This window comes from Reyranella sp., assembly GCF_004297265.1.
Lineage (GTDB): Bacteria > Pseudomonadota > Alphaproteobacteria > Reyranellales > Reyranellaceae > Reyranella.
Map to the genome: position 1 here is coordinate 46,529 of NZ_SCUT01000021.1, position 18,944 is coordinate 65,472.

Below are 18,944 nucleotides of genomic sequence, written 5' to 3' on the forward strand. Positions count from 1 at the left end.
GTTTGGCGATCATGGGTGCTTCCGTTCCGGAGCGCGCGAGTACGAATGAGGCCGGCGTCGAATGCGATGTCGTCGTGGTGGGCGCCGGTTTCGGTGGCCTCTACTCCCTGCACAAGATGCGCGAGATCGGCATGGCGGTGCGCGGGATCGAGGCGGCGCCGGATGTCGGCGGCACCTGGTACTGGAACCGCTATCCCGGTGCGCGCTGCGACGTGCCGAGCCTGTTCTATTCCTACAGCTGGTCGCCCGAGCTGCGCCGCGAATGGCGCTGGACCAACCGGTATGCAGGCCAGGAAGAGATTCTCGCCTACGCCCGCTTCGCCGCCGACCGGCTCGACCTGCGCAGGCTTATCCAGTTCGACACCAGGGTCGCGGGCGCCACCTTCGACGAAAAGAGCGAGCGCTGGATCGTCGAGACCGATCGCGGCGACCGCCTGCGGGCTCGCTTCGTCATCATGGCGACCGGCGGCCTGTCGGTGCCCAACACGCCCGACATTCCTGGCGTCGCCGACTTCACGGGCGCCATCTACCACACCGCCCGCTGGCCGCAGGAGCCGGTCGACTTCGAGGGCAAGCGGGTCGGGATCATCGGCACGGGGTCCTCCGGCGTCCAGGTGATCCCGATGATCGCCAAGGCCGCGAGTCAGCTCGTCGTGTTCCAGCGCACGCCCAACTTCTCGGTACCGGCGCGCAACCGCCCGCTGACCGACGCGGACCACAAGAGCTTCGACGAGGGTCTGGAGACCTATCTCGCCAGCCTCGAGCAATCCGACTTCGGCCGCGTGCCGCCAACTGCCTTCACCGCCGAGGTGCCGCCGCGCGACGTCCAGTGGGCACGCTACGAACAGCTCTGGCAGGAGGGCGGCAGCGGCGGCTTCCTGAAGGCCTTTCCCAACATTCTGGTCCATCCCGATGTCAACGAGGTCTGCGCCGACTTCGTGCGCCAGAAGATTCGCGAGACGGTGAAGAATCCCAAGACCGCCGAAGTCCTGTCGCCCTCGGGCTATCCGTTCGGGGTGAAGCGCCTTTGTGTCGATACCGACTATTTCGACACCTACAACCGGTCGAACGTCGATCTGGTGAACCTGCGCGAGGAGCCGATCGAAAGGATCACCGCATCCGGCGTCGACACGGCGTCGCGGCATTTCGAACTCGACGCGCTGGTCTTCGCCACCGGCTTCGACGCGGTGACCGGCGCCCTGCTGGCCGTCGATATCCAGGGCCGCGGTGGCGCCACGCTGAAGGACGCCTGGTCGGAAGGACCCCGGACGTATCTCGGCCTGACGGTGGCGGGCTTCCCCAACCTTTTCACCATCACCGGTCCAGGCAGCCCCTCGGTGATCGGCAACGTGATCACCAATTGCGAGTATCACGTCGACTGGATCGCCGAGTGCCTGACGCACATGCGCCGGCACAATCTCGCGACGATCGAGCCCGATGGCGAGGCCCAGATCGCCTGGGGCAGGCATGTCGCCGAAGTCGCCGATCGCACGCTCTTCCCCAAGGCCAATTCCTGGTACCTGGGCGTCAACATCCCCGGCAAGCCACGCGTCTTCATGCCGTATATCGGGGAAGGCTACCGCACGACATGCAAGGCGATCGTGGAGGACGGCTATCGCGGTTTTCGCTTCGGCAGCCCGACACGCGCACTGGGGGAGGCCGGCAAATGAGCCGCCTGTTCGGACCGATCCGCCAGAACGGCTATGTCGTGCGCGACATCGAGGCGGCGATGAAGCACTGGATCGACGTGCTGCAGGTCGGGCCGTGGTTCTATATCGAGCGCGTGCAGACCGACTGGTTCCGCCATCGAGGACAGGACTCGGCGGTCGAGCTGAGCATCGCGCTGGCCAACGCCGGCGACCTGCAGATCGAGCTGATCCAGCAACGCAACGACGCGCCCTCGATGTACAAGGAGTTCCTCGACTCGGGCCGCGAGGGCCTGCAGCACGTGGCCTTCTGGTCGACCGATTACCAGTCGCTCTACGACCGGGCGCTGGGCCTCGGTTACAAGCTCGGCCATGAAGGCCAGATCGGCGGCGAGCGCGGACGCTTCGCCTATTTCGACACCGGCGCGCCGGCCGATCCCCATGCCGGCACCGTCGTCGAGATCTCCGACATCAGCGGCAACAAGGGCCGGTTCTTCGAGTACGTCCGCGAGCGTGCGCGGACCTGGGACGGTGCCGATCCGATTCGTAGGCCGCGCTGAGGATCGCTGGTCGTTCTTCCTTCGGCGCTCCCGGACATTGCCAGGGCAATGTCCTGTCGCTCCTGGGGGGCGAGCTTCGCTCGGCCCCGTTACCAACCCGAAACTTGATCCCCCTCCTTGTTGCGCCATTTTTGGGAGCAGCAAGGAGAACACCATGATCGAGCTCAGACCCTTCGATAAATTGGGCAAGTCGGACCACGGCTGGCTCAAGGCGAACTTCCACTTCAGCTTCGCCGACTACCGCAACCAGAACCGCGTCCACTGGGGAGCGCTGCGCGTCTGGAACAACGACCGAATCGCGCCGCAGTCGGGATTCCCGCCTCACCCTCACCGCGACATGGAAATCGTGACCTACGTCATCAAGGGCGCGATCACGCACAAGGACCATCTCGGCAACGAGGGCCGGACCGAAGCGGGCCAGATCCAGGTGATGAGCGCGGGCAACGGCATCCAGCACGCCGAGTACAACATGGAGCAGGCCGAGACCGAGCTGTTCCAGATCTGGATCATTCCCAACAAGCAGGGCGTGCCGGCGCGTTGGGAGACCGTGCAGTTCCCCGCCGACGCGCGCGACGGCAGGCTGGTGCCGCTGGCTTCGGGACGCGGCGACGACGGGGCGATCCCGCTCTATGCCGACGGCTCGCTGATGGCCGGAACGGTGAAGGCAGGCCAGTCGATCCGCCAGAATCTGAACGGCAAGCCGACCTATCTCGTGCCGGCCAAGGGCAAGATCGAAGTCCGCGGCAGCGACGGCAAGGTCGTGACGGCAAACGCCCGTGACGGCGTGGCGGTCGTCGACCAGGACGAGATCGAGATCGTGGCACTCGAGGATGCCGAGATTGTGCTGGTCGAAACGGACCGGCTGAACTGACCTCCCGTCAGATTGACGCTATGGACCGGGCGGGGTTTGATCCCGCCCGGTTTTCGTTTGGGAGAGACGCATGGCCTACAAGGGCTTCGATCTGACGGGCAAGGTGGCGCTGGTGACCGGCGGCAACGGCGGCATCGGCCTCGGCATGGCCGACGCGATGGCGCAGGCAGGTGCGGGTGTGTGCATCTGGGGTACGCGCAAGGAGAAGAACGACGCGGCCGTCGAGCAGCTCACGAAGCATGGCGGCAAGGTCCACGCCCAGATCGTCGATGTCGGCGACGAGCAGCAGGTCGCGGACGCCTTCGCCGAGACAGTGAAGGTGATGGGCCATGTCGACAACTGCGTCGCCAATGCCGGCGTCTCGGGGCGCGGCAAGGGCTCGATCCTCGAGATGGACTATGCGGAATGGCGCCGCGTGCTGCAGATCAACCTCGACGGTGTTTTCTTCACGTTCCGTGCAGCCGCCAAGCACATGGTCGAGCGCGGCCAGGGCGGTTCGCTGGTGGCGATGGCCAGCACGGCGGCGATCGAGGGCGCGGCACGCTCCAGCCACTACGGTGCCAGCAAGGGCGGTGTCACGGCGATGGTGCGGGCGCTGGCCGTCGAGCTGGCGCGCTACAAGATCACCGTGAACTCGATCCTGCCCGGCTGGATCGAGACCGAGATGACGGCCAATGCGGTCGCCAATCCGAAGTTCGCGGGCAACGTCCTGCCGCGCATCCCGACCCGTCGCTGGGGCACCGGTGCCGACTTCGGTCCCATCGCGGTCTATCTCGCGAGCGGCGCCACCGGCTATACGACGGGGCGCGACTTCGTTATCGATGGCGGTTATACGTTGTTTTAGCCCGTCGCCACTGCAGCATCAGACTTTGGGGAAACACTCATGATCAATCGGTTCGCAGCCAGCCTGGCCGTCCTCGTCGCTTTCGGCGCCCTGCCGGCGCTCGCGCAACAGCAGCCCAAGCCGACAGCCGCCGCGGCGACCGCCAAGGCCGATGACGACAAGTATGTGGGCTACTACTACCCGAAGCCGACGGCGATCGAGAATTACGCCTCGCCGATGCAGACGATCGCCGGCGCCGAGCGCGCCCAGCGCGTGCAGTTCGCCACGGTCGTCTCGCAGGGTACCATCCAGTCGGCCTATCGCGTTCCCTACTCGGTCTTCGTGAAGGGCGAGAAGGCCGACAAGATGATCATCGTCGGCCTGCAGCCGGGCGAGATGAGCACGATCTACCGCGCGCGCGCGATCCTCGCCAACATGACCACCATGTCGCGTCTCTCGCCGTTCTTCCAGGAGCGCACGATCGCCGAGGATGCGAACTTCTTCGACCTGCTGAAGCTGCTCGGCTTCCAGCAGATCACGATCAGCGACGGCGACAAGTTCACGCATCAGGTGAATATCAAATAAGTCGGCAATTCCCTTCCCCTTTGCGGACTCCGCAAAGGGGAAGTGCCCGCGTCTTACGCGGGCGATGGGGTCATGACCCCTCCGGCCCTGCGGGCCACCTCCTCGTCTGAATGGGGAGGAATCTCATATCGCGTTCATCCCGCCGTCGATCACCAGTTCGGCGCCGGTCATGAATCGGGACTCATCGGAAATCAGGTAGAGCACGCCGTAGGCAATGTCCTCCGGCGTGCCGAAATGGCCGATCGGCACGCGCTGGCGCGTGCGTTCGCGCGCCTTCTCGCTGGGCAGGATGTGCTCGCCCATCGGCGTCATGATGATGCCCGGATGGACCGAGTTGCAGCGCACCTTGTAGCCTTTGCGCGCGCAATCCATCGCCACGGTCTTGGTGAACTGGCGGACCGCGCCCTTGCTGGCGCCATATGCGGAGAGATCGGGCGTGCCGAGGAAGGCCGCCAGCGACGACATGTTCACGATCGAGCCGCCACCCGAGGAGCGCAGCGCCGGCACGCCGTACTTGCAGCCGAGGAACACGCCCTCGACGTTGATCGACAGGATGCGACGCCACTGGTCGAGGCTCTCGCCCTCGAAGGAAGAGGGAAACGGTCCGGCGATGCCGGCATTGTTGACCAGCCCGTTCAATCGACCTTCACGCGCCATTATGTCGTCGATGATGCGCTTCCAGTCGGCTTCCTTCGCCGTATCGTGCTCCTCGAAGCGAGCATTGCCTCCGATCTGTTGCACTGTTTCCAGTCCACCCGCGCGGTTGACGTCGGTCACGATCACCGTCGCGCCCTCCGCCGCCAGCAGCTTCGCCGACGCGCGGCCGATGCCCGATCCCGCGCCCGTCACCAGCACGACCTTGTCTGCAACGCGGCTCATGCAATCCCTCCCCGAACGTTCTTGTCGCAAGGCTAGAAGCGGCGCAGGCTTGCGACAAGCAAGGAGGAAAACATGGCCCGCACGCTGGAATTCTACTTCGACTATGGCAGCCCCTACAGCTACCTGGCCGACACGCAGGTCGAGGCGATCGCGCAGCGCGCCGGCGCCACCCTGGTGCGCAAGCCGATGCTGCTGGGCGGCGTGTTCAAGGCGACCGGCAACCATTCGCCGGCCGAACTGCCGCAGAAATCCGTCTGGAGCGCCTTCGACATGCCGATGTGGGCCCGCCACTACGGCGTGCCGTTCCAGCGCAATCCCTTCTTTCCGGTCAACACGCTGGCGCTGATGCGCGGCGCCGCGGCGGCGCAGATCGACGGATCGTTCGAGCGTTACCACCCGGCGGTCTTCAAGGCGATGTGGGTCGAGGGCCGCAACCTCAACGACATGAAGGAAGTGGCGGCCGTCCTGTCCGCCGCGGGCCTCGACGCGGAGAAGTTCGGGGCGCGAATCCAGGATCAGGACGTCAAGGACCGGCTCAAGGCCACCACCGACGAGGCCGTCGCGCGCGGCGTGTTCGGCGCGCCGACCTGCTTCGTGGACAAGATGATGTTCTTCGGCAACGATCGCCTCCCCTTCGTCGAACTGGCCCTCAAGGAAGAACTCAAATGAAGAAGATCGGTGTCCTCATCGCCGCCGGCATGCTGTTCGCCGCGGCGCCGTCCTTCGCGCAGACGGTCGGCACCTGTCCGCGCGGTGGCGGCGCCAACCAGCCGCAGCCGGTCCGCGTCCTGTTCGCCCTCAACAGCTCGGTGGTGCCGCCAGCGGAGAAGCCGGCGATCGCCCAGGCGGTGAAAACCGCCAAGGATCGCCAGGTCTCGGCCATCTGCCTGATCGGCCACACCGACAAGCTGGGCGACAAGGCCTACAACCAGAAGCTCGCGCGGGCGCGCGCCCAAGCCGTCGCCGCCCAGATGATCCACGACGGCTATCCCGCCAAGGACATCACCATCGTGGCCGACCCCGAGGCCTTCGGGAACATGAGCTTCGGCAGCGACAATGCGTCGGAGATCGACCGCAAGGTGACGATCTTCTACGCGCGCTAGTCTCATTGGAGCGCGCCACTCCAGTGGCGCTCAGATCAAGACAAGAGCGCAACCGGAGTTGCGCGCTCCATTGACGGGTTACGACGCGGAGCTCATCTCGATCGCGACCTTGCCGACGACCTTGCGATCCATCAGGACGCGGAAGGCGTCGGCAGCCTGTTCCATCGGGAAGCGATGCGAGACGTGCGGGCGCATCACGCCGAGTGCCGCAAGGCGTGGCAGTTCCTCGACATAGTCGCGGCCGAGCTCGGGTGAGAGGCGAAGGGGTGTCTCGCCGGCGCGCACGCCCAGCACCGACAGGCCCTTGATCAGGATGTGGTTGGACATGAGCTTGCTCGGCCCACCCGAGGTGAAGCCCACCACCAGCAGGCGCGCGCCGTAGGCGGCCGCGCGCACCGACTTCTCCAGCACCTCGCCACCGACCGGATCGTAGATCACGTCGCAGCCCTTGCCGTTCGTCATCTCCTTCACGGCGGCAACGAAATCGCCGGTGCGGTAGTTCACGACCTCGTCGGCGCCATTCGCGCGCACGACCGCCAACCGCGCATCGTCACTGCCGGTGGCGATGACGCGGGCGCCGAGATGCCTGCCCAATTGGACGGCCGCCAGGCCGACGCCGCCCGAGGCGCCATGAACCAGCAGGACTTCTCCCTTCTTCAGCGCGGCGCGATGGACCAGCGAGTGATAGGCGGTCTGCGCGGCGACGCGGAAGCCGGCCCCTTCGGCGAACGACCAGTCGTCCGGCAGACGCATCAGGTGGCCGCCGGCCTTCAGCTTCACATACTCGGCGAAGGCGCCGGGACGCACGCCGAAGATCACGCGATCGCCCGGCTTCCAGGTCGTGACATCGGCGCCGACCGTATGGATCGTCCCCGCGCCCTCCATGCCGGGTACGAAGGGCAGCTCGGGCTTGTGCTGGTAACCGCCGGCCACCATCAGCACGTCGGGAAAATTGACCGACGCGGCGCCGACCCGGACGACGATCTCGCCCGGCCCCGCTTCGGGGATCGGGCGTTCCTCGATATGGAGGACGGAAGGATCGCCGAGGCGATCGCAAACAATGGCTCGCATGAGGGGCGCGCGCATCGAGAGCGCGCTAGTCGAGCTCGAAGGCGTTCTTGTAGTCGAGCTTGAGCGCCGGATCCTGGTCTTCCTTGCGCAGCAGGCAATTGCCCACGACCAGCACCTCGATCTCGCTGCCCATGAAGCAGCGCCAGGCGTCCTCCGGCGTGCACACGATCGGCTCGCCGCGCACGTTGAACGAGGTGTTCACGATCACCGAGCTGCCTGTCTTCGCCTTGAAGGCCGAGATCAGGTCGTAGAACGGCTTGTTGGTCTCTTCATGGACTGTCTGGATGCGGCCCGAATAATCGACGTGCGTCACGGCCGGGATGTCGGAGCGCGGCACGTTCAGCTTGTCGATGCCGAACAGCTTCTCTTCGTCGGCCGTCATCTTGCGGCGGCGTCCCTCGACGACCGGCGCGACCATCAGCATGTAGGGGCTGTCGGTGTGGAAATCGAAATACTTGTCGACGTCCTCGCGCAGCACCGCCGGCGCGAAGGGCCGGAACGATTCGCGGTACTTCACCTTGAGGTTCAGCGTCTTCTGCATCGAGGGCGAACGCGCGTCGCCCAGGATCGAGCGGGCGCCGAGCGAACGCGGACCGAACTCCATGCGACCCTGCATCCAGCCGACCGCCTTGTCGTCGGCCAGCGCCTGGGCGGTCTGGTCGATCATCTCCTCACGCGAGAGGCGCGAGAATTTGGCACCGACGGCGGTGAGGCGCTCGGCGATCTCGTCGTCGGTGAAGTCCGGGCCGAGATAGGAGCCGGCCATGCCGTCCATGTGGCCGTTCAGCTTGCGCGGTTGGCCGAGGAAGCCGTGATAGGCGGCGAAGGCCGCGCCGACCGCGCCGCCGGCATCGCCGGCCGCCGGCTGCACCCAGATGCCGTCGAAGATGTTCTCGCGCAGCAGCTTGCCGTTGGCGACGCAGTTCAGTGCGACGCCGCCCGCGAGGCAGATGTTCCTGACACCGGTTTCCTTCTTCACCGACCGGCCGAGGCGGATCACGATCTCCTCGGTGACGGCCTGGATCGACGCCGCGAGGTCCATGTGATGCTGCGTCAGCATCTCCTCGGGATTGCGCCGCGCACCGCCGAACAGCGCGCCGAACTTGTCGTTCGTCATGCGCAGGCCGGTGCAATAGTCGAAGTAGCTCTGGTCGAGGCGGAAGGTACCGTCTTCCTTGAGGTCGACGATCTTGTCGAGGATCAGGTTCTTGAACTTGGGCTCGCCGTAGGGCGCGAGGCCCATGACTTTGTATTCACCCGAGTTGACCTTGAAGCCAGTGTAATAGGTGAAGGCGGAATAGAGCAGGCCGATCGAGTGCGGGAAATGGATCTCACGCAGCATCTCGAGCTTGTTGCCGCTCCCCATGGCGAGCGATGTCGTGGCCCATTCGCCGACGCCGTCCATGCAAAGCACGGCGGCCTCTTCATAGGGCGAGGGAAAGAAGGCCGAGGCTGCGTGGCTCTGGTGATGTTCGCCGAACAGCAGTCGCTTCTGCCAGTCGAAGTCGGGCTGCCACTTCTTCATCTCGTCGCGCAGCAGCGTCTTCTGGAAGAGCTTCTCCTTCAGCCACAGCGGCATGGCCATGCGGAAGGAATTGAAACCGCGCGGCGCGTAGGCGAGGTAGGTCTCGAGCAGGCGCTCGAACTTCAGGAACGGCTTGTCGTAGAAGGCGACGTAGTCGACGTCCTGGAGCTTGATGCCGGCACGGTCCAGGCAGAACTGGACCGCGTTCTGCGGGAAGCCCGCATCGTGCTTCTTGCGGGAGAAGCGCTCTTCCTGAGCCGCACTGACGAGATGACCATCCTCGATGAGCGCGGCTGCGCTGTCGTGATAGAAGGCCGAGACGCCAAGCACCCGCATGGAAGTGTCCTTACCCGCCTAGAACAGCGTGTAGATGAAGGGCGCGATCGCCGAACCCTTGGTGAGAACGATCAGGCCGCCGAAGATCACCATCATGACCAGGATCGGCAGCAGCCAGAACTTCTTGCGCTCGCGCATGAAGGCCCAGAGTTCGACGAGGATGGAGCCCATGGATCGGTCCTTTCGGAATCAGAACTGGTTTTTCATGGATTGCGGCGGCGGGCCCGGCGGGGACCGGTCGATCCAGTAGCTCTTGGCGTTCCGGTCGAGCTTCAGCCGCAGGAAATCCTTGCCGAACGCGCGCATGATGAGACCGATCGGCATGATGGTGACGAAGAACAGCAGGCCGAGGATCAGCGGGTTCATCACCTTGTAGAGGAGCAGGCCGAACTTCAGCCACAACCGGTTCAGCGGCCCGAGCGCCTTCGGATAAACGAGCGCCACGACCAGGAATGCCGCCGCAACCGGCAGCATCCATTTCCACGCCGCACCATGCTCCGTGCCGTGGTTCCACAGGTTGATCGCGCTCAGGATTCCGAAGAACCCCGCGAAAACGAACCCGAAGCTGCGGTCGGAGCCCGCCTTGACGTGCTCCTCGCGCGAAAAGTCCTCATGAAGCTGGCTGGTCGCCATTTACCGAGCGTTCTTCAGTTGATTGGGGCTCTTAACTCTCTGATCCCAAACGCCAAGTCAATCGGCGACCAGCAGGGAGTGGCTATTCCGCCGCAACCGAGGCGAAACGATGGGTCAGCAGGGCCTCGAGCGTCATGCGCCAGACGGCGGCCGCCCGGTCGAAGCTCAGCCCGTCGCGGCGGCGCAGCACGATCCAGGCGTCGAGAGACAGGGCGGCGCCAATGGCGTCCGCCAGTTCCTCCCGGGCCTGCTCGCCCAGGCTCGCGAATTCCGGGGCGAAGGCCTCGAAGGTGGACTTGCGCAGCTCCAGCTTGAAGGCATTGCCGCGCTCGATCAGGGCCGGATGGTCGACGAACTGGCCGGCGGCGACCCGCAGCGGGACGATCTTGTCGAACACTTCGGCAAGGCCCTGGACCACCGAGGCGACCCGCTCCGCCAACGGGCGGGAGTCAGAGGCCTGCTGGGGAACCACGATGTCCTGACCGATGGCGTCCAGAACAGTTACGAAAAGTGACTCAACGTCGCCGAAATGCTGGAAAACCGAGCGGACGGAGACGTCGGCCCGGCGGGCGACGGCCACCACGGTCGGCGCCGTGCTGGTCTCGGCGATCATGACCTTGGCGGCTTCGATGATCTTGCGACGGGTCTCGGCGGCGCGACGATTGCGGCCATCGGGACGGGCCGTCCCATTCGAGTCCGTTCCTGCTGCCACTACCGCCACTGCGTTGCCGCGCGGCATCACCGCTGCTTCGCTCATGTGTCTGTTCCTAATCCGGAGTTCAGGCTGAGATGGTCAAGGGACGACCGCTCGCCTATGGAGGGCGTGAGATAAGGGCCGACTGCGGCAGCAACAAGGTAAAGACGGTCGCACCATGATGAATACGAGCCATGCAAAAACCCCGCTCGCGGTCCTCTGGGACTTCGGCGGGGTGATCCTCTCCAGCCCCTTCGACGCCTTCAATCGATACGAGACCGAGGCCGGGCTTCCCAAAGATTTCCTGCGCGGGCTCAATACACGCAATCCAGACACCAATGCCTGGGCGAAAATGGAACGAAGCGAGGTTTCCCTCCAGGGTTTCGTCGACCTGTTCGAGGAGGAGGCCCGCCTCCAGGGACACCGCGTCGAGGGCTGGAAGATTCTGCAGGCACTAAGCGGCGACATTCGGCCGCAGATGGTCGAGGCCCTGCGGCGCTGCAAGGCCACGTTCCGGGTGGCCTGCATCACCAACAACATGAAGGCCGGCGAAGGGCCGGGCATGGCGCGCAGCCCGGAGAAGGCCAGGGCCGTGGCTGAAATCATGTCTCTTTTCGAGCATGTCGTGGAATCGAGCAAAGTCGGCCTGCGCAAGCCCGACCCGCGCATCTACCAGCACGCCTGCGACCTGCTGGGCGTGCCGCCGGACCGCTGCATCTACCTCGACGATCTCGGCATCAACCTGAAGCCGGCGCGGGCACTGGGCATGCGCACCATCAAGGTCGTCGATCCCGACCTCGCGATCGACGAATTGCAGGCGATGGTGGGGATTCCGCTGCGAGGCTGATGCCGTGAAACGCACCGCCTCCCCGATCACGGCGAAATATCTCCAGAACGCCGCCGTGTTCTATCTCGAGCGGTACGCCAGTTCCGCCGAGGGGCTGAGGCGCGTGCTGCGGCGTCGGGTGTCGAAGGCGCGGATGCTCGAGGCGCCCGTGATGGACAATGTCGAGGAGGCGATCGAAGCCGTCGTCCGGAAATTCGTCACGGCCGGCCTGCTCGACGACAGGGCCTTCGCGCAGACCAAGGCGCGCGCCCTGCACCGCCGCGGCGTCTCGGGCCAGCTGACACGCCAGCGCCTGCAGGTGGCCGGTGTCGGGCGCGAGGACGTCGACAGTGCCCTGGCCGCCCTCGACGACGAGCTCGGCACCGATCCCGCCCGGCGTGAAATCCAGGCTGCCGTGGCCTTCGCCCGCCGGCGCCGGCTCGGTCCCTTCCGCATGAAGGATCGCGAGGAAAAGAAAGCGCGCGACCTCGCCTCGATGGCGCGTGCGGGCTTCTCCTACGAGCTCGCCCGAAAGGTCATCGACGCGATCGATCCCGATTCTCTGGACGAAGCCTGAACGGCTCGCCATGGTTCCCGCAACGAGGCACGAATGACCGTCACGATCTGGCACAATCCGCGCTGCAGCAAATCGCGGCAGACTCTCGACCTGCTGAGGAGCAAGGGCGTGGAGCCCACGATCCGGGAGTATCTCAAGGAGCCGCCGAGCAAGGCGGAGGTGGAGAAGCTCGTCACTCTGGTCGGCGGCGATCCACGCGAGTTGATCCGTGACGGCGAGGCCGAGTTCAAGGCGCTCAAGCTCAGGAAGGCGGACCTCACCAAGGCCGGGATCGTCAATGTGATCGCCGAGCATCCCGTGCTGCTGCAACGCCCGATCGTCGTGAAGGGTGCGCATGCCGCGATCGGCCGGCCGCCCGAGGCCGTCCTCCCTCTCCTGAAATGACGCCATGACCGGACGGCTTCGCCTCTGGTCGGGCTACGTCCTCTTCTTCTACGTCGTCACCCATCTCCTCAATCACGCGCTGGGCCTCGTCTCGCTGCGCGTCCTCGAAGAAGGGCGGCACTGGTTCACCTCGGTCTGGAGCAATCCCGCCGGCCAGACGGTGCTCTACGGATCGCTGTTCGCCCACTTCTGCCTCGCATTGTGGTCGCTCTACCGACGGCGTGCGCTGAAGCTGTCCCGCTGGGAATGGACGCAATGGATCCTCGGCATCATGATCGTACCGCTTGGCGTCGTTCACGTCGTCGGCACGCGTGTCGCGCACGCACTTTACGATGTCGAACCCGGCTATCCCTGGGTCCTAGGATCGCTCGTCGCCGGCGGCTGGACGGGTATCTTGAGGCAGTTCTCGCTGCCCCTCTTCGTCTGGATGCACGCCTGCATCGGCCTGCACTTCGCGCTGCGCCTGAAACCCTGGTACCGGCGGTGGCTGCCCTTCCTCTACGGCTTCGCGCTGCTGGTGCCGGCCGCGAGTCTCGCCGGGACCGCCGTGGCCTTGCGGGACGTGGCCGAACTCGCCGAGCGTCCCGGCTTCCTGCAGATGCTGTTCGAGCGTGCGCGCGCGCCGACACCCGATCAGGTCGCCGACCTCTACATGATGGCGTCGGTCCTCCAGAACACCGCCCTCGCTTTGCTGATCGCCGTCTTCGCCGCCCGACCCTTGCGCGATCTCTGGGACCGGCGCGCCGGCGTCGTGCGTCTCGACTACGGCGAACGGCGCAGCGTGACGCAGCCGACCGGCCTGTCGATCCTGGAGATGAGTCGCGTCGCCGGCATTCCCCACGCCTCGGTCTGTGGCGGTCGCGGCCGCTGCTCGACCTGTCGCGTTCGCATCACCGGTGACGACCGCCACCGGCTGCCGCCTGCCTCTTCCGAGGAGGCGAAGGTGCTGGCGCGCATCGGCGCCCCGGCCAACGTGCGCCTCGCCTGCCAGCTGCGGCCCCCGCCCGGGCACTACCGGGTGGCGCTGCTGCTGCCGGCCGCCGCCGGACCGGTCGAGGCCTATCGTCGCCAGCCGCAGGCTCACGGCGGCGAGCGCTATATCGCCGTGCTTTTCGCAGACATCCGCGGCTTCACGACGATCTCCGAGGGCAAACTTCCCTACGATGTCGTGTTCCTGCTCAACCGCTACTTCCGGGCTACGGGTCAGGCCGTCGAAGCGGCCGGTGGGCGTCTCGACAAATTCATCGGCGATGGGGTGATGGCGATCTTCGGCCTCGACAAGGAGCCGCGGCTCGCGTGCCGTCAGGCGCTCGATGCGGCACGGCGCATGGCGCTCGCGCTCGACGATCTCAACGAAGCGATGTCCGGCGATCTCGATCTGCCGCTGCGCATTGGCATCGGCATTCATGCCGGGCCCGCGATCGTCGGCGAGATGGGCTATGCGCGCGCCGCCCAGATCACCGCGATCGGCGACACGGTGAACACCGCGAGCCGGCTCGAATCGCTCACCAAGGAGTTGGGCGTCGAGCTGGTCGTGTCGCAGGAGCTGCTGGACCGTGCCGGCATCGATCTCGGCGAGGTGCCCCGCCATGAGGTCGAGATCCGCGGCCGCCAGGGACGGCTCGCCGTGCGGGCGGTCGCCAAGGCGGCCGATCTCACGGCAATGTCATAAGATGTTCGTTGTCCAGCGTGCCGACCGGGCGAGAATCCCGCGACCTTCAGGAGGTAATTCCATGCGCGCCCTTTTCCTTGCCGTCGCGATGACTGTGACCACCATTGGCCTGTCCCTGCCCGTCCAGGCCGCGGGCGGCGGCTCGACGGATTCGACACCGGCGAAGCCGGTCGACGCGAACTTCACGCGCGCCAAGGCGATGATCCAGGCCGGGGACTACCAGGGCGCCCTGCCGTTGCTGCAGCAGGTAGTAACGAAGGATCCGAAGAATGCCGATGCCTACAACCTGATGGGCTTCGCCACGCGCAAGTCGGGCAACCCCAACGGCTCGCTGCAATACTACCAGCAGGCGCTGGCGATCGATTCCCGCCACATCGGCGCCTATGAATATCTCGGCGAGGCGTACCTGATGCTGGGCCGCCTGCCGGAGGCCGAGCAGCAGCTCGCCCGCCTCGACTCGCTCTGCACCTTCGGCTGCGCCGAATATCGCCAGCTCAAGGCCGCCGTCGCCGACTACAAGGCCGGCAAGCGCCCGACCAACTGACCCCTTGCCCGGCGTGGATTGCCAACGCCAACCCTGCGGTGTGACAATACTGTAGGGGGATACAATAGATGAAGTTTGACGGATTCAGCTTCGCCGGCCGGATCAATCGCGCCAAATACTGGCGCATCAAGGTCGGGTTGTTCTTCGCGAACTTCTTCTTCCACATCTGGGTGGCCACACAGTTCAGCCACACGGCACTTCATCGTGCCCCGACGAAGACCGGGGAGTGGATCCTGCTGGGCGGCGTCATCCTCGTGACCCTGGTCACCCTGGTGGTTTCAATCACCACCGATGTGAAGCGCTACCATGATCGAGACAAGAGCGGCTGGTGGGTCTTTATCGTTTTCCTCCCTGTCATTGGCGCGGTGTGGCTTTTGATCGAATGCGGTTTCCTGCCAGGCACCGTCGGTCCAAACAGGTTCGGCCCCGATCCGCTTTCCGGTAGAGTTGTCTAGGCAGCTCGGAGCGAAATTCGAAGTCGCGAAAGGCATCGACGGTCTTTTGCGCTGGCCGCTTCGCCCGCTATGCTGCGGCAAATAAACGCCCGTTCACGCCGCCGCATCGGAGGGCTCCCGCGATGAGCACCGTCACCCCCGTTCCTCTCGTCTTCGGCGATTACGCCCTCGAGGACCGCTACCGGCTCGGCAAGGGCCGCGTCTACATGACCGGCATCCAGGCGCTGGTACGCCTGCCGATGATGCAGCGCCAGCGCGATCTCGCCGCCGGCCTCAACACCGGAGGGTTCATCTCCGGCTATCGCGGCTCGCCGCTCGGCATGTACGACAACGCGCTGTGGGGCGCTAAACGGTACCTGAAAGACAACAACATCCACTTCCAGCCCGGCCTCAACGAGGATCTCGCAGCAACCGCCGTCTGGGGCAGCCAGCAGACCAACCTGTTCCCCGGCGCCAAGGTCGATGGCGTCTTCTCGATCTGGTACGGCAAGGGCCCGGGCGTCGACCGCTCTATGGACGTGTTGAAGCACGGCAACGCCGCCGGCACCTCGCCGCATGGCGGCGTGATCGCGCTGGCCGGCGACGACCATGGCTGCCAGTCCTCGACCCTGCCGCACCAGAGCGAGCAGGTCTTTGCCGCGGCGATGATCCCGGTCGTCAATCCGGCGACCGTCCAGGAATATCTCGACTACGGCATCCTGGGTTTTGCCCTGTCGCGCTATTCGGGCTGCTGGGTCGGCTTCAAGGCGATCTCCGAAACGGTCGAGAGCGGCGCTTCGGTCTGGGTCGATCCCGAGCGCGCCCAGATCATGATGCCGACCGACTTCCAGCTGCCGCCGGGCGGGCTGGGCATCCGCAATCCCGACCCGCCGCTGGAAGCGGAGAAGCGCCTGCACGGACCGAAGATGGCGGCGGTCGCCGCCTTCGTGCGCGCCAACGGCTTCGACCGGACCGTGATCGAGCCGACGGAGACCGGCACCAAGGCCCGCATCGGCATCATGACGACGGGCAAGGCCTATCTCGACACGCGCCAGGCGCTGGAGGATCTCGGCATCGACGACGCCCGCGCCCGCGCGCTCGGCATCCGCCTCTACAAGGTCGGCGTGACCTGGCCGCTGGAGGCCGAAGGCGCGCGCCGCTTCGCCGAAGGGCTGCAGGAAGTCATCGTCGTCGAGGAGAAGCGCTCGAACCTCGAGGACCAGCTTCTGCGCATCCTCTATCACCTGCCGGCCGACCGCCGTCCGGTGGTGATCGGCAAGGCCGACGAGAGCGGCCGCATCATCCTGCCCAGCGAGGGCGAGCTCACGCCGACCGGCGTGGCCATGGTGATTGCCGGCCGCCTGATGAAGCACGAGGGCGAATCGCCCGAGCTGCGCCAGCGCCTCGCGCGCCTCGAAGCCAAGGAGAAGCTGCTGTCGGCGCCGCCGCCCAAGGTCGCGCGCACGCCGTTCTTCTGCTCGGGCTGCCCGCACAACACCTCGACCAAGGTGCCGGAAGGCAGCCGCGCCATGGCCGGCATCGGGTGCCACGGCATGGCAATCTGGATGCCCGAGCGCCGTACCTCGCTGATCAGCCACATGGGTGGCGAGGGCGTGGGCTGGGTCGGCCAGGCGCCGTTCCATTCCGACAACCACATCTTCCAGAACCTGGGCGACGGCACCTATTACCATTCCGGCCTGATGGCGATCCGCCAGTCGGCCGCCGCCGGCGTCAACATCACCTACAAGATCCTGTTCAACGACGCGGTCGCCATGACCGGCGGCCAGCCGCACGACGGGCCGCTCACGGTTCCCGAGATCACGCGGCAGGTCGAGGCCGAGGGCGCGAAGAAGGTCGTCGTCGTCACCGACGAGCCGGACAAGTACCCGATGAATGCGGGCTTCGCTCATGGCGTCACGATCCGCCATCGCGACGAGCTCGACGCCGTGCAGCGCGAGCTGCGCGAGATCCCCGGTCTCACCGTGCTCGTCTACGACCAGACCTGCGCCGCCGAGAAGCGCCGCCGCCGCAAGCGCGGCACATTCCCCGATCCCGACCGGCGCGTCTTCATCAACGACGCGGTCTGCGAAGGCTGTGGCGACTGCTCGGAGAAGAGCAACTGCGTGTCGGTGAAGCCGCTCGAGACCGAGCTCGGCCGCAAGCGCCAGATCGACCAGAGCAATTGCAACAAGGACTTCTCCTGCGTGAACGGCTTCTGCCCGAGCTTCGTGTCGGTGCGCGGCGGCGTTCCCGCCAAGGCCCGCCGTCCGAAGCTCGAGGTGGTGAAGGACGATCCCTTCGCGTCGCTCCCGATGCCGACCTTGAGGCCGCTGAGCGAGGCCTACGGCATCCTGGTGACCGGCATCGGCGGCACCGGCGTCATCACGGTCGGCGCGCTGATCGGCATGGCCGCGCACCTCGAAGGCAAGGGTTGCACGGTGCTCGACTTCACCGGCCTCGCCCAGAAGAACGGCGCGGTGATGAGCCATGTGCGGCTGGCGCCCAAGCCCGAGGATCTCCACGCCGTGCGCATCGCCGCCGGCGGCGCCAACCTGGTGCTGGGCTGCGACATGGTCGTGGCCGCCTCGCCGGCCGCGCTGTCGCGCATCGAGCAGGGCGTGACCAAAGCGGTGATCAACGGCTACGTCCAGCCGGTCGCGGCGTTCGTCATGAACGGCGACATGGATCTCGGCGCCGAGTCGATGATGAAGGCGATCCACGACGCCGCCGGTGACGAGGCCACCTCGTTCGTCGACGGCACCGGCCTCGCTACGGCGATCCTGGGCGATTCGATCGCGACCAACCTCTTCATGCTGGGTCATGCCTGGCAGAAGGGCCTGGTGCCGCTGTCGTTCGAGGCATTGATGCGCGCCATCGAGCTGAACGGCGTCGCCGTCGAGAGCAGCAAGCGCACCTTCAACTGGGGCCGCCTCGCCGCGCACAATCTCGCCGCCGTGCAGGCCGCCGCCAAGCCCGCGTTGCGCATCGAGAAGCCGGTCGCGCGCACGCTCGCGGAGATCGTCTCCAAGAGGGTCGAGCTGCTGACCGCCTACCAGGACGCGGCCTATGCCGAACGCTATCGCAAGCTGGTCGACAGGGTCGCCAAGGTCGAGAAGGACAAGGCGCCCGGCCGCCGCGGCCTCGCCGAGGCGGTGGCCAAGTCGCTCTACAAGCTGATGGCCTACAAGGACGAGTACGAAGTCGCCCGTCTCTACAGCGACGGCGAGTTCCAGAAGAAGCTCCGCCAGCAGTTCGAGGGCAACTACAAGGTCACCTTCCATCTCGCCCCGCCCCTGTTCGCCGATCGCGATCCGGTGACGGGCGAGCTGAAGAAGAGCGAGTTCGGCGCCTGGATGATGCCGGCGTTCCGCGTCCTCGCCTCGCTGAAGCGGCTGCGCGGCGGCCGGTTCGACATCTTCGGCTACAGCGCGGAGCGCCGCATGGAGCGCCGCCTGATCGGCGAGTACGAAGCCACCGTCGAGACGCTGCTGGCCACGCTCGGCCAGGACAATCACGCCCTCGCGGTGCAGATCGCGTCCGTGCCGGAAACGATGCGCGGCTTCGGTCACGTGAAGGAGAAGAACGTGAAGATCGCGAAGGAGCGCGAAGCCTCGCTGCTCGCGGCCTACAAGAGCCCCGCCGCCCAGTCGATCGCCGCGGAGTAAAGCGCCGACGAGTAAGAAGCAGCCGACGCGAAGACGGGACGCCCGCATTCCCTGTTTGGGGTTGGGGAAGGAACGCGGACGTCCCGGTACGCACCGTCGTCCGCGAAGGGAGGCAG

General features: G+C 65.9%; 20 protein-coding genes. 14 read left to right on the forward strand and 6 right to left on the reverse strand.

Features of this window, described 5'->3' with window-relative positions; all coding sequences use genetic code 11:
• Window positions 1-11 precede the first annotated feature (11 nt).
• The 5 genes from EPO41_RS07765 (at window position 12) to EPO41_RS07785 (ending at window position 4,485) form a co-directional block, all read left to right on the forward strand.
• A complete protein-coding gene (locus EPO41_RS07765; protein WP_296322815.1) occupies window positions 12-1,670 on the forward strand; it encodes an NAD(P)/FAD-dependent oxidoreductase in 1,659 nt (552 codons plus the stop codon).
• On the forward strand, window positions 1,667-2,206 hold the full coding sequence (locus tag EPO41_RS07770) for a VOC family protein (protein WP_296322817.1): 540 nt from the start codon (window positions 1,667-1,669) through the stop codon (window positions 2,204-2,206). The genes EPO41_RS07765 and EPO41_RS07770 overlap by 4 nt, the downstream gene beginning before the upstream one ends.
• Window positions 2,207-2,360: 154 nt before the next feature.
• The gene (locus tag EPO41_RS07775) at window positions 2,361-3,077 is read left to right on the forward strand and encodes a pirin-like bicupin family protein (protein WP_296322819.1); all 717 of its coding nucleotides are present in this window, start codon (window positions 2,361-2,363) and stop codon (window positions 3,075-3,077) included.
• 70 nt (window positions 3,078-3,147) lie between these two features.
• Window positions 3,148-3,921 (forward strand): SDR family NAD(P)-dependent oxidoreductase, encoded by a 774-nt coding sequence (locus tag EPO41_RS07780; RefSeq protein WP_296322822.1) that lies wholly within the window; start codon window positions 3,148-3,150, stop codon window positions 3,919-3,921.
• A 39-nt stretch (window positions 3,922-3,960) separates the two neighbouring features.
• The gene (locus EPO41_RS07785) at window positions 3,961-4,485 is read left to right on the forward strand and encodes a hypothetical protein (RefSeq protein WP_296322825.1); all 525 of its coding nucleotides are present in this window, start codon (window positions 3,961-3,963) and stop codon (window positions 4,483-4,485) included.
• Between the two features lie 123 nt (window positions 4,486-4,608).
• Here EPO41_RS07785 and EPO41_RS07790 read toward each other — a convergent pair whose 3' ends face one another.
• Window positions 4,609-5,364, reverse strand: coding sequence for a glucose 1-dehydrogenase (locus EPO41_RS07790; protein WP_296322829.1), 756 nt, complete (start codon window positions 5,362-5,364; stop codon window positions 4,609-4,611).
• Between the two features lie 72 nt (window positions 5,365-5,436).
• Here EPO41_RS07790 and EPO41_RS07795 point away from each other — a divergent pair, with 72 nt between their 5' ends.
• Entirely contained in the window at window positions 5,437-6,033 is a 597-nt protein-coding gene (locus tag EPO41_RS07795; RefSeq protein WP_296322831.1) for a 2-hydroxychromene-2-carboxylate isomerase, read from the forward strand.
• On the forward strand, window positions 6,030-6,467 hold the full coding sequence (locus EPO41_RS07800) for an OmpA family protein (RefSeq protein ID WP_296322834.1): 438 nt from the start codon (window positions 6,030-6,032) through the stop codon (window positions 6,465-6,467). The genes EPO41_RS07795 and EPO41_RS07800 overlap by 4 nt, the downstream gene beginning before the upstream one ends.
• A gap of 78 nt (window positions 6,468-6,545) precedes the next feature.
• Here EPO41_RS07800 and EPO41_RS07805 read toward each other — a convergent pair whose 3' ends face one another.
• From EPO41_RS07805 to EPO41_RS07825, 5 genes are all read right to left on the reverse strand, one after another.
• The gene (locus EPO41_RS07805) at window positions 6,546-7,538 is read right to left on the reverse strand and encodes an NADPH:quinone oxidoreductase family protein (RefSeq protein ID WP_296322837.1); all 993 of its coding nucleotides are present in this window, start codon (window positions 7,536-7,538) and stop codon (window positions 6,546-6,548) included.
• Between the two features lie 25 nt (window positions 7,539-7,563).
• Window positions 7,564-9,399: a carbamoyltransferase gene (locus EPO41_RS07810; protein WP_296322839.1), complete on the reverse strand. Its 1,836-nt coding sequence runs from the start codon at window positions 9,397-9,399 to the stop codon at window positions 7,564-7,566.
• Between the two features lie 18 nt (window positions 9,400-9,417).
• Complete coding sequence (locus EPO41_RS07815) at window positions 9,418-9,570, reverse strand: DUF5989 family protein (protein ID WP_216957152.1); 153 nt, start codon at window positions 9,568-9,570, stop codon at window positions 9,418-9,420.
• A gap of 18 nt (window positions 9,571-9,588) precedes the next feature.
• Window positions 9,589-10,032, reverse strand: a complete 444-nt coding sequence (locus EPO41_RS07820) for an SxtJ family membrane protein (protein WP_296322842.1) — start codon at window positions 10,030-10,032, stop codon at window positions 9,589-9,591.
• Window positions 10,033-10,114: 82 nt separating this feature from the next.
• Window positions 10,115-10,789: a TetR/AcrR family transcriptional regulator gene (locus tag EPO41_RS07825; protein WP_296322845.1), complete on the reverse strand. Its 675-nt coding sequence runs from the start codon at window positions 10,787-10,789 to the stop codon at window positions 10,115-10,117.
• Between the two features lie 115 nt (window positions 10,790-10,904).
• Between EPO41_RS07825 and EPO41_RS07830 the strand changes: the two genes are divergently transcribed.
• The 7 genes from EPO41_RS07830 to EPO41_RS07860 all read left to right on the forward strand — a co-directional run bounded on the left by EPO41_RS07830 (window position 10,905) and on the right by EPO41_RS07860 (window position 18,828).
• Window positions 10,905-11,573: an HAD-IA family hydrolase gene (locus EPO41_RS07830; protein ID WP_296322848.1), complete on the forward strand. Its 669-nt coding sequence runs from the start codon at window positions 10,905-10,907 to the stop codon at window positions 11,571-11,573.
• 4 nt (window positions 11,574-11,577) lie between these two features.
• Window positions 11,578-12,129 carry a RecX family transcriptional regulator gene (locus EPO41_RS07835; protein WP_296322852.1) on the forward strand — a complete coding sequence of 184 codons (552 nt, stop codon included), beginning with the start codon at window positions 11,578-11,580 and terminating at the stop codon, window positions 12,127-12,129.
• 33 nt (window positions 12,130-12,162) lie between these two features.
• The gene (arsC, locus tag EPO41_RS07840) at window positions 12,163-12,513 is read left to right on the forward strand and encodes an arsenate reductase (glutaredoxin) (RefSeq protein WP_296322854.1); all 351 of its coding nucleotides are present in this window, start codon (window positions 12,163-12,165) and stop codon (window positions 12,511-12,513) included.
• A 4-nt stretch (window positions 12,514-12,517) separates the two neighbouring features.
• Window positions 12,518-14,185 (forward strand): adenylate/guanylate cyclase domain-containing protein, encoded by a 1,668-nt coding sequence (locus EPO41_RS07845; RefSeq protein ID WP_296322857.1) that lies wholly within the window; start codon window positions 12,518-12,520, stop codon window positions 14,183-14,185.
• Window positions 14,186-14,246: 61 nt separating this feature from the next.
• Window positions 14,247-14,729 (forward strand): tetratricopeptide repeat protein, encoded by a 483-nt coding sequence (locus EPO41_RS07850; protein ID WP_296322860.1) that lies wholly within the window; start codon window positions 14,247-14,249, stop codon window positions 14,727-14,729.
• Between the two features lie 68 nt (window positions 14,730-14,797).
• Window positions 14,798-15,184, forward strand: coding sequence for a DUF805 domain-containing protein (locus tag EPO41_RS07855; protein WP_296322863.1), 387 nt, complete (start codon window positions 14,798-14,800; stop codon window positions 15,182-15,184).
• A 122-nt stretch (window positions 15,185-15,306) separates the two neighbouring features.
• Complete coding sequence (locus tag EPO41_RS07860; protein WP_296322866.1) at window positions 15,307-18,828, forward strand: indolepyruvate ferredoxin oxidoreductase family protein; 3,522 nt, start codon at window positions 15,307-15,309, stop codon at window positions 18,826-18,828.
• The last annotated feature ends 116 nt before the right edge of the window (window positions 18,829-18,944 follow it).

Excerpts from the sequence above, each read along its gene's own strand:
- EPO41_RS07785 (WP_296322825.1), top strand. The coding sequence starts at position 3,961 with ATGATCAATCGGTTCGCAGCCAGCCTGGCCGTCCTCGTCGCTTTCGGC.
- EPO41_RS07770 (WP_296322817.1), top strand. The coding sequence starts at position 1,667 with ATGAGCCGCCTGTTCGGACCGATCCGCCAGAACGGCTATGTCGTGCGC.
- EPO41_RS07800 (WP_296322834.1), top strand. The coding sequence starts at position 6,030 with ATGAAGAAGATCGGTGTCCTCATCGCCGCCGGCATGCTGTTCGCCGCG.
- EPO41_RS07765 (WP_296322815.1), top strand. The coding sequence starts at position 12 with ATGGGTGCTTCCGTTCCGGAGCGCGCGAGTACGAATGAGGCCGGCGTC.
- EPO41_RS07805 (WP_296322837.1), bottom strand. The coding sequence starts at position 7,538 with ATGCGAGCCATTGTTTGCGATCGCCTCGGCGATCCTTCCGTCCTCCAT.
- arsC (WP_296322854.1), top strand. The coding sequence starts at position 12,163 with ATGACCGTCACGATCTGGCACAATCCGCGCTGCAGCAAATCGCGGCAG.
- EPO41_RS07815 (WP_216957152.1), bottom strand. The coding sequence starts at position 9,570 with ATGGGCTCCATCCTCGTCGAACTCTGGGCCTTCATGCGCGAGCGCAAG.
- EPO41_RS07860 (WP_296322866.1), top strand. The coding sequence starts at position 15,307 with ATGAGCACCGTCACCCCCGTTCCTCTCGTCTTCGGCGATTACGCCCTC.
- EPO41_RS07775 (WP_296322819.1), top strand. The coding sequence starts at position 2,361 with ATGATCGAGCTCAGACCCTTCGATAAATTGGGCAAGTCGGACCACGGC.
- EPO41_RS07790 (WP_296322829.1), bottom strand. The coding sequence starts at position 5,364 with ATGAGCCGCGTTGCAGACAAGGTCGTGCTGGTGACGGGCGCGGGATCG.
- EPO41_RS07795 (WP_296322831.1), top strand. The coding sequence starts at position 5,437 with ATGGCCCGCACGCTGGAATTCTACTTCGACTATGGCAGCCCCTACAGC.
- EPO41_RS07830 (WP_296322848.1), top strand. The coding sequence starts at position 10,905 with ATGATGAATACGAGCCATGCAAAAACCCCGCTCGCGGTCCTCTGGGAC.
- EPO41_RS07820 (WP_296322842.1), bottom strand. The coding sequence starts at position 10,032 with ATGGCGACCAGCCAGCTTCATGAGGACTTTTCGCGCGAGGAGCACGTC.
- EPO41_RS07850 (WP_296322860.1), top strand. The coding sequence starts at position 14,247 with ATGCGCGCCCTTTTCCTTGCCGTCGCGATGACTGTGACCACCATTGGC.
- EPO41_RS07845 (WP_296322857.1), top strand. The coding sequence starts at position 12,518 with ATGACCGGACGGCTTCGCCTCTGGTCGGGCTACGTCCTCTTCTTCTAC.
- EPO41_RS07825 (WP_296322845.1), bottom strand. The coding sequence starts at position 10,789 with ATGAGCGAAGCAGCGGTGATGCCGCGCGGCAACGCAGTGGCGGTAGTG.
- EPO41_RS07780 (WP_296322822.1), top strand. The coding sequence starts at position 3,148 with ATGGCCTACAAGGGCTTCGATCTGACGGGCAAGGTGGCGCTGGTGACC.
- EPO41_RS07855 (WP_296322863.1), top strand. The coding sequence starts at position 14,798 with ATGAAGTTTGACGGATTCAGCTTCGCCGGCCGGATCAATCGCGCCAAA.
- EPO41_RS07810 (WP_296322839.1), bottom strand. The coding sequence starts at position 9,399 with ATGCGGGTGCTTGGCGTCTCGGCCTTCTATCACGACAGCGCAGCCGCG.